Source organism: Flavobacterium sp., assembly GCF_025352015.1.
Lineage (GTDB): Bacteria > Bacteroidota > Bacteroidia > Flavobacteriales > Flavobacteriaceae > Flavobacterium.
The window spans coordinates 1-2076 of sequence record NZ_JANXUG010000070.1 but is presented as its reverse complement, the minus strand read 5'-3'; the positions used below and the strand labels follow the sequence as shown (position 1 = coordinate 2076).

General features: G+C 30.3%; 3 protein-coding genes. 1 reads left to right on the top strand and 2 read right to left on the bottom strand.

Annotation, left to right across the window (positions count from 1 at the left end):
• A partial coding sequence (locus tag Q0Q96_RS07010) for a hypothetical protein (RefSeq protein ID WP_293872596.1) occupies positions 1 to 364 on the bottom strand: 364 nt, incomplete at its 3' end.
• Positions 365 to 676: 312 nt separating this feature from the next.
• Positions 677 to 1285, bottom strand: coding sequence for a hypothetical protein (locus Q0Q96_RS07005; protein ID WP_293872594.1), 609 nt, complete (start codon positions 1283 to 1285; stop codon positions 677 to 679).
• Positions 1286 to 1557: 272 nt separating this feature from the next.
• Here Q0Q96_RS07005 and Q0Q96_RS07000 point away from each other — a divergent pair, with 272 nt between their 5' ends.
• A complete protein-coding gene (locus Q0Q96_RS07000; RefSeq protein ID WP_293872592.1) occupies positions 1558 to 1896 on the top strand; it encodes a helix-turn-helix transcriptional regulator in 339 nt (112 codons plus the stop codon).
• The last annotated feature ends 180 nt before the right edge of the window (positions 1897 to 2076 follow it).

The window sequence follows — 2076 nt, the reverse complement described above, 5'->3', positions numbered from 1 at the left end:
CGAACTTGTATTCGCCTTTTTTATAAATTTCCTTGTTGGGCAGTACAACTTCGTATGTATAAATGCCTTTGGGTAATAAAAAGAGGCATTCTTTACCGTCTTTTTGGATAACGAGTTCTTTTTTAATCTCGTCTCCTTCCTCGTTTTTACCCACAATCCTGAAAGTAATTTTGTCTACTAGTTTGTTTTTGACGCAAACACTTTCTATAAATTTACTATCCGACTTAGCTCCTTTGGTGGTTTTAAAAACACTTAAACCGGTTAGCAATAATTCTCCGCCTTTAAGAGCGGTTTGGAGGTCGGATTGGGCAAAAGACATTACTGGCAATAGGGTTGCTATTGCAATGAGAATGTACTTTTTCACAACTATTTTAATTAAAATAATCTAAAACGGATTGCCAAAATAATTAACATAATCAGAAGAAAAGTAATGATGTTAAAGGTATTCGCTTCAGTCTTTATGAAAGATTCTTCCTTATTCAGAAAATAATCGATGATTATACCCAGCACAAATAATGATAACATTATCGGCAGTACACCTATATGCTTTATTGTAGTAACAATCATCGAGTCTTCGTACTTCCATTCTACAATCCATAATAAATAGAAAATACCAATAGCATATCTGTAGTTTTTAAAAAAATCTTTTTTGTTCATTTTATATAATAATTAATATTTATTGACAACCATCAGCGCAAGAAGTAAGTGTACTGGCACATAATGCCAAAGCTCTTTTATGAGCTCTAGAACCAAACCACATTGCTACAGCACCACCAAACCCGCCAGCCAACGTCTCCGCATATGTTGCATCCGCATCACTACCACAACTTACTGCGTTATTTATACAATCGTTTATACAACCAAAAGCTACAGTATTATTTGGTTTTATTATAGAACTAAGAGGGGTTCCGTACAGAGGAGACTCTTGTAATAAATTTAAAAATTCTTTATTATTTTCTTTAACTTGTTTGAGAAAATCCAAATTATTTTTAAGAATTTCTAACATCAGACCTATTTGTTCATTGTACTTTTTTATGGCTTCTTCTTCATCCTTGAATTTTGTCTTTGAAATATTTTCTTTTAACCATATTTTAAAACTTTCTTCTGATTTAAAGACACTTAAATCATCAACGTCTACGTTCAAATTATTATCAAAATCATTTAATCCAGAGTAAAAGACTTCTGTTGATTTTTTATAATTTTCATACAAACTTTTAAACTCTTGTCCATATGACAAACTTCCAAATAAAACCGTGGCTATCAAGCCAAAAACTAATTTTTTCATTTTTAATTGTTTTTAAAATTATACATTTTTTTCGTTTAACAAAACTTTTCGCGATTATTTTGATGTTGTAAAGTTGCCATTACTGTTATCCATTGCCAAACAACAAATTGTTTAAATCAAACAACTTATTGTTTGAAATTATTAAAAAGTTGTTTGAAAAAACATCCTTTTTATACAATAAATCTGTAATACCTACGTTATACGCTACCTCACTTTAATAAATTTCAAATACCACAAAAAACAAATTATTAATAATTTAAAAAAACAAAACCATGACAACAGGTATTACATTGAAATTGTTACAAGAAAAAAGAAAATTATCCCAAGAGGAACTTGCCTATAAAATAGGTGTCGTTCAGGCAACAATTGGCAACTGGGAACGTGGTAAAAGCATTAAAATGGATTATATCCCCAAATTGGCTACTATATTAGAGGTCACGGCGTCTTATTTTATGGATGAAACCCAAACAATAATTAATCAACCAACTGCTGATGCAATAGTCAATAAAGAAACAGGTTTTGAAATAACCATTAAAACACCCAATACTTTATTTGATGACCTTAATAAAAAAATGGATTTTATAATTAATCGATTCAACGGAATTTTATGACTACGGAACAAATTATAGAATAAAAAAATCCCCTCGTTTTATAACGAGGGGATTTTTTTTCTAATCATCTTTAATGGTGATGACCACTTCTTCATCGAACTTGTATTCGCCTTTTTTATAAACATCTTTGTTGGGCAGTACAACTTCGTATGTATAAATGCCTTTGGGTAATAAAAAGAG